The sequence below is a fragment of the Acinetobacter sp. MF4640 genome, from assembly GCF_002018895.1.
GTDB lineage: Bacteria > Pseudomonadota > Gammaproteobacteria > Pseudomonadales > Moraxellaceae > Acinetobacter > Acinetobacter johnsonii.
The window spans coordinates 20,370-27,187 of record NZ_MVOM01000051.1; the positions used below are offsets into that span (position 1 = coordinate 20,370).

A 6,818-nucleotide genomic window follows, 5' to 3' on the forward strand; every position below is an offset into this window, starting at 1 on the left:
AGACGAAGATTAATCTGAAATTTAAGCACTAAACGCCATAAATCTATGTATGGGCAGACTTTTTTGAGACATATGTTGATAAACATTCGGCAACTTACATTGCTTAAAAGTCTATCTAAGTTAACGATCTATTCAATTCTAGATAAGTAATCTGAATATTACGATCCTATAACAGAAAACTAAAAAAAATTGGAAGAATTCTTAAAATTTAGACCGACCTAGATAAGTAAACCGTATGTATTTGTTGAGAATTGTAATTGTGAGAAAATTTAGTTGATAGATTAAATATATTTTCATATAAAAAGATATGCTCATTTTTTATATCGATAAAAATGTTAAAATTTGACTATTTAGTAAAAAATATTGAGATTTTTATAGGGCAATTTATCATGCCCTTTTGCTTTGACCGACCAGATGTTCTGCTTGAGATAGTAAAAATTAACTCAGAACTACTAAAAATCAAAAAGATTAAACAGAGTCAGAAAGTAGTAGTACAGGCAAAGTTCAAAGTAATCTACGTCAAAATTTGGCAAAAAATCTTGCTATTGATGCAAAGGGAGCCAGGATTACGTGTGCATTCTAATTATGTTGCAATCTTACAGCTGATACATAATCTTGATGATTTTATCGAAAAATCACAGCAACACTTGTGCTTTGACAGAAAAGCTCAGAAAGAGCTAGATGCTAAATTTTTTGCTAGATTTTTTAAGCTAACAAAAAGTTCAATCAAAGATCAACTTTTACCAAATTGTTCAGATCGTAATGAATTTAACCAATGCAATTTGATAAAAAATTAAGCGAAAGCGAATATGCCAAAGATTGAAACAGAAGAGCAATTCTTAGAATTAGCAGAAAAATTTAAACAAGATTATTGTCTATTACATGATGATGTTGTGAATAAACAATTTGTCGATCTATCAGATGATTTACGTGAAAAAGCCCACGCTCTATATAAAGAAGCGCAACAGATATATGGCTATATATCTAGCTCTAGACAATTAGGTAAATATTATTTTCTAGCTTCTTTAAGTTATTTTGCATGTCCAGATACTAGTAATACACAAGAGCTGTCATCGCAACGTTATTTGATTCTGCAAGCGAGTTTTTTAACATATCGGCAGTATCAAGAATTTGCAAAAATTGATAAAGCTGAGAATAAGCAAAAACATGTTTGTGACCTATTACGCTATGTCTCACGATATGTGCTGGATTCTAATAATGCTGAATTATTTCATGAATGTAGTAAGCTGCTAAATTGTTATGTCACGTACGAACGTAATTTGAAAAAAGAGGATCGTAATCAACTTTTTAATATTAAAGATTTCAAACAAGTACAAGTCATAGAGTATTTATCGGCTCTATTAATAATTTTTAAAAGACTAGATGATCGTCGTGTTGTTCATCGTCAGCGTAAGTCAAAAAAAAGCAAAGTTTTGAAATGGCCAACTAAAAATGAACTCAAAAAATTTCGTGAAATAAAATCAGGTAAGCATGAAGATATCGGACATAACGCAAAGATCAGTTTTTATGATGCCTCTCTTCACAAAGATGAAGATGGTGAAATTGAGTTATTGGACACTGAAATAGAATTATACTCTGAAGATGAAAAAACTAAAAATTTTAATCATTTAATTAGTGATTATGCTGCGTATTACACGCGGCATCGCCAACGCCGTCATGCGCCATTTATTACAAATCCACATTATTTGGCGCCAGATATACTGAAGCAAATTGTTTATGTGCTAAGAGATGAATTATCAGGACGACCGAGGAATGCGGCGATCGCTGCTGCCTGTTTACTGTCTTTATTGACGGGATTATCACCCGTTGCACTGATGGATTTTAATGACCTTATTCAGGAGGGTACGTTGATTCAAAATGGTTCAAGTAGACGTCGCGAATATTTACTCAAATTAAATCTTAATATTACAGAGCAGAAGATTAAGAGCTTAAATGATGAGCGATGGAATGAAATGATGACACATCAACTACATTTACCTTCTGCTTGGTTTGACTATATAGAACAAGCATCGAATCCACTAATTTCTTCAACACACATTAATACCAGACTTAAGAATTGGCTTGATAATCGGTTTGTAGGTTCGATTACTGTTGAAAAACTGCAGGCTCAATTATATTTTCATATATATTATGAAACATATAATGAATATCTAGCTCATGTAATTGCTGGGCGGGATAGTCAGCATCACATGCCTGGTATCTATTATGGAGGGCTACCGAAAGCTCAACTCAGCAGCACATATCTAGCCTTTGTAGAAACAGCACTTACACCACATTCCTCGCAATTTACTGAAGAACTCAAAATATTGCGACAACAATTCAAAGTGCAATCTGCATTATCTATAGGAAGGATAGGGAGCCAACTGGCACTTGAACCCAGTTTTGTGAAAGAGCAATTTGCTTTTTTACATAAACATTGCCAAGAAAATATTCAAAAAGATCAACATATCATTAATCAATTGAATGCATACGCGTGTTGGATGTGGCATGTTAGCTTGTTGAGTTTGGCAAGTCGGCCTAAAAAAAATCTGTTGGGGAATTTGGATGATTATTGTGTTGAGCTTAAGCTTTTATATGTAAACGATAAAAGAAATAGTAAAGCAAGAAAAGATGGTCGTTTTATCCCATTATCTGATTTTTTCATAAAAACACTGCAAAATTACACAGTCTTTTTAGAACAAATTATTGAAGCGTACGGTTCGTTTTTTAGACAAGTCTTTGCAAAGAAAATTACTGTAAATGATCTTTTTGGCAACGTCATTGGTAGTAAAGATATCTTGCCGATAACTGTCAAAGAGTGGCAGAGCAGAAAAATTAAGTTAATCCCTTTATCTCGAAATTGGGTAAATTTATATATGGAAGGAATCTTTCCAAAGAATATGTATTCGAATTGGTTACGTCATTTTGATATGAATTTTTTGATGTATACAGAAGAAAAAAAAGAAGAAAAAAAAGAAGAAAAAAAAGAAGAAAAAACTGCTTTAGCATTCCATTTAATACAGGCCCTTTATGGTCATGACCAACGTGACCGAGAGGCTTTTCATCCGCATTCTTCACTTATTCCGAATGTCTATGTACAGCAAGCCCGCCAGCAATTGCAAGATAATGTCAAATTTTTATCGATTAAACACTTAGAGCGAAAATAGTTGTATGCAAAAAATCAAAGAACTAATAAAACCGCAACTAGATGATCTATTTGTTGATATTCATAGATTGGTGAAAAAGTCGCTAGATAGACAGCCTTCTTCACCTGAAGTATTGACGAAAGACATGCAGCAAAAACTTGATCAGCAGATCGCTGAAAAATGGCATGACATTAAAGATAGTGTTGATTGTTTGAGTCAAAAGTTGAGCCGAGACGAACAATCAAAACTGATGCAATTTACTGAAGATGAATTTAATAAAAGAAGGAGGCAATTCAACCAGAATGTAGATAAAAAATCATACAGAATTAAGCTAAATCCACATACGAAACGGATAGTACTGCCTAGAAAAATTGAGAGTACAGAGTCACGATTAGAACAGGGGCATCTACATATTTTGGTAGTCAAGGAATTAAGGCAGTATTGGCAAGATTCATTTGAATATTGGGATGAACCGAAGTACTTATGGGGAAATTTATGCTTAAGTTTTATATATATTTCAGGCTGTGCAGATGAACAGCATTTGATTACTATTCAGAAACAATTGCAGGATGCCATTGAGCTTGGTAAAAATTTGAATTGTTTTCGGTTATACCATTCTGATTATCAAAAGATTACTAATCCATTGTTACTACATTATCGTGTTGAAAACTCTCAATATGGCAACGATGTAGAAAAGGGAAAGTTGTACCAATGGAAACATGTTTTTTTTAACCCATATGCGCAGTTCATTTTACAATATTTAAAAAAGTTGAAAGCCACTCAGAAAGAATTTCGTCTGCAACATTCAGTTGAAGATTGTATTTTAGAAAGCTTGAGTAAGATAGGCAGGAAAAAAAGTCTTGGGGATCTGCAATATCAAATTAAACGCCGTGGATTTCGTGCATTTAATGATGTGCAAATGGTACTCGAATTTAATCCAAACCTTAGCCTAGATATATTTTTGAGTAATGTGCTTCAGCAAGAGATTAATACTGTCGCTTTAAGGCCATCCGAATTTAGATTGCTGTGGAATAATGATTACAATCAAGTCACAGAACAAGAGAATCGCCCTATTCATTTTGAACAAGAGCAGTTACATCCGGAAGTTCCGACTGCACAAAGCAAATTACAAAAGATTCCGTATGAGTTAATGTTGTTTGATCAAAAGAAACGTAAAGGTCAAAAAGTTGAGCGTTTAGATAAAAAGAGGAATAAAGAAGAACGCACGCTACGTTTTTGGCAAGAAACCAGAAGGGTGTTAGAGGAGAAGATAGTTGATGCTAATACGGAGGAAAAGTCTTTAATTGATGCTCAACTACGCTTAATTGAATGGTTAATGCATTTAAAAAAACGAGGGCTTCAATTATCAACTATTGAAAGCTACTTAGGATCGTTTGGTAAAGAATTTATATTTGAGATTTGGCTCAATAAATTAGATTTAAAGCAACAATCCATTGATGATTATGAAGATTTATATCGACAGTTGTTGAAATATAGCAGTGAACGAGATGCACAAGCAACTCAACGTGAAGCTGTTAAAGGAAAAACCTCTCGTAAGATGCACCAAACAGCAGAATACCGTTTTGGTCGCCTAAAAGATTTTCATCAATTTTGTATAGAGAATTTTGATGCACCAGAGGTATTGGTGTTACAGAATTCAAGTTTTAAGCATTTACAAATTTGCAATGCACGCCTAGTAAGCCCTTTGTTATTTGGCAAGCTATTGGAAAAACTAGAACATTTAAGTCAAGAGCCAACGGCATCAGAGTGGGTCGATCATCTGAGTTGTTTAAAGCTGATGTATTTACTGAGTTATAGAACTGGACTCCGATTAAATGAAGTTCGTTGTCTTAAAATACAAGATATTATTTGCCCAGAGTTACTTTATAAAGAAAAAGAAAATACAGCTTTTAATAATATCACGCTTCATATTCAGAACAATTCATATCGCCGTCTGAAAACGCGAAGTGCGAATCGTCAAATACCATTGAAAATTGCATTGTCAGAACATGAGTTTTTAGTAGTACAACGTTACATACAACATCGTTATGAGCAATATTTGGTTAATCAGCAGGATGATCTACTTTTTAGTGTGAATCATCGTGTATTAACTGATCAATGTATCAGCAAAATTACAGTAGATTTGTTTAGTCAAATATTAGGTATGCATCATGGCTTTAGTTTTCATACATTACGCCACAGTGCTGCTAACTATCTAGCAATAACTTTGCTCGGTTCAAAAGAAATGATCAAGACCTACACAGATTTTCCTTGGGTAAAAGCAAAAAAGATGAGGGATTTATTGTTTGGTATGAAAGCACGTGCTCAAGAAGAGATTATTCAACATAAATGGCAGGTGCTCGCCTCTTGGATGGGGCATAGCAGTATTGAGCAAACGGCTTCAAATTACCTTCATGTTTTGGATTTATTAGCAGTCGATCGAATTTATAATTCGCCGTGTATCATTTCAAAAAAAGTATTAGAACAGTGTTTTAGTCCAGTGAAGTCAAGTACAGACTACATAAACCTAAATCGTTATACTCAGCAGCAGAAATGGTTTCATTCTTATCAGCAAACACAGCCAGTTACGATGGCTGGCCGACAAGAAAAGAAGTTTAGTATAGAGAAGAGTACTCTGACACCTTTTCAACGTTTGATAAGTTTTAGAGAAGGTCGTTTAAGCGAAGATACTCAAGCTCAAGAATGGATGCAACGATGTCAATGGATGAGCACTAAATGGATGGATCGCCAAAAATTTAATTTAAAAACGAATTATGTTTATAGTAAGAATTTAGAAGAGAGTTGGTTTGATGAACTTTACGAAAAGGCTAAAAAACTGACTCGTCCAGATGAAATAATTCCTCTCCTTGATTTTCATTATAAAGATGATAGGCAGCAAGATGCACTGAAAGAAAAGAACATGGTTAAGGCGCTTAAAATATTATTATTATTTGGAAAACTGCGTAAGAATTTTCTGCATTTTCAATGCCGAATAAAAGGTGATGAGCAACAAATTGTTAATTTTATTACTGGTATAGAGCCAATGTTAGGAGATCATCTGTATTTAGAAAAACAAAACTACCCAGTTAATTTGGATGCTCCTGAGCGAACCGTTAAATTTAGTTTTCAAAGAGTTGTTGGTTCTAACAAAAAAAATGTTACTCCGCTGGTTATATTTAATTTAATGTTAAAAATGATGCAAGAAGATAAACTTTGGATTAAATAGCCTAAGCATCTTAAAGAGGGAAATTTAAAAACTTTAGCATCACAGTTTCGTCACTGAATTTTAGACAATAGTGTAAATTGGTAAATCGCTGAGCTAAAGTCTTGTAGTCCAAACTCGATATGACAGTTACCCATTTTATAATGTGTCTGTCAGGTTAAATTTGAACTAAATTATTCTCAGCCCAAATCCGCTTCCAATCAAATCATGATTCAAGTGGCGTGTGGCCACTGCTGAATCTAATTCACAGTACCTAAAACAGGTATCAACTTCGGTCCAGCCATTCTCGCTTTGCTAATGATCTCCACCAGTTCAGCATAACTCAGTTCAAACTTATCCTCACTATCAAAAACATAAACCATGTTCTTGCCTTCATATTCAGCTGGAGTAGGTGGTACAAAACGTTTCGGGATAAGAAGCTGTGCGAGTTGTTCATCATTTAATTTAAA

At 33.9% G+C, this 6,818-nt stretch carries 4 protein-coding genes; 3 read left to right on the forward strand and 1 reads right to left on the reverse strand.

Annotated elements, in window-relative coordinates; translation table 11 throughout:
- Nucleotides 1-332 precede the first annotated feature (332 nt).
- The 3 genes from MF4640_RS15020 to MF4640_RS15030 are packed head-to-tail and all read left to right on the forward strand — an operon-like array spanning nucleotide 333 to nucleotide 6,372.
- Nucleotides 333-797, forward strand: a complete 465-nt coding sequence (locus MF4640_RS15020; RefSeq protein ID WP_101495490.1) for a hypothetical protein — start codon at nucleotides 333-335, stop codon at nucleotides 795-797.
- Nucleotides 798-809: 12 nt separating this feature from the next.
- Nucleotides 810-3,167, forward strand: coding sequence for a hypothetical protein (locus tag MF4640_RS15025; protein ID WP_078390084.1), 2,358 nt, complete (start codon nucleotides 810-812; stop codon nucleotides 3,165-3,167).
- A 4-nt stretch (nucleotides 3,168-3,171) separates the two neighbouring features.
- On the forward strand, nucleotides 3,172-6,372 hold the full coding sequence (locus MF4640_RS15030) for a site-specific integrase (protein WP_078390085.1): 3,201 nt from the start codon (nucleotides 3,172-3,174) through the stop codon (nucleotides 6,370-6,372).
- A gap of 236 nt (nucleotides 6,373-6,608) precedes the next feature.
- Here the strand turns inward: MF4640_RS15030 and MF4640_RS15035 are convergent.
- Nucleotides 6,609-6,818, reverse strand: a 210-nt coding sequence (locus MF4640_RS15035) for a hypothetical protein (RefSeq protein ID WP_078390086.1), incomplete at its 5' end; no start/stop codon positions are given.

Bases quoted from the DNA above. Each gene is read 5' to 3' on its own strand.
- MF4640_RS15030 (WP_078390085.1), top strand. From the start codon at position 3,172: ATGCAAAAAATCAAAGAACTAATAAAACCGCAACTAGATGATCTATTT.
- MF4640_RS15025 (WP_078390084.1), top strand. From the start codon at position 810: ATGCCAAAGATTGAAACAGAAGAGCAATTCTTAGAATTAGCAGAAAAA.
- MF4640_RS15020 (WP_101495490.1), top strand. From the start codon at position 333: ATGTTAAAATTTGACTATTTAGTAAAAAATATTGAGATTTTTATAGGG.